The 202-nt window shown below is 69.8% G+C and carries 1 protein-coding gene; it reads right to left on the reverse strand.

Going from position 1 to position 202, the window contains the following annotated elements; all coding sequences use genetic code 11:
- The coding region (locus ASF72_RS02580; RefSeq protein WP_157370909.1) for a hypothetical protein at positions 1-202 on the reverse strand (202 nt) is incomplete at both ends.

The following is a 202-nucleotide window of genomic DNA, read 5'->3' on the forward strand; positions in this document are numbered from 1 at the left end:
CGGCCCGATGCCCATGGACACGGTGGGGAATTCCCAGAAGTCCGGCATCAGCCGCGGGTGCGGGTAGGAGGACAGGGCGTGGCCCTGCCGGGACTTTTCCTGCCGGAACCCGTCCAGGTCCTCCTCGGTCAGCCGGCCCTCCATAAACGCCCGGGCGTACATGCCGGGGGAGGCGTGGCCCTGGAAGAAGACCTGGTCCCCG

The organism is Arthrobacter sp. Leaf141 (assembly GCF_001424565.1).
Classification (GTDB): domain Bacteria; phylum Actinomycetota; class Actinomycetes; order Actinomycetales; family Micrococcaceae; genus Arthrobacter.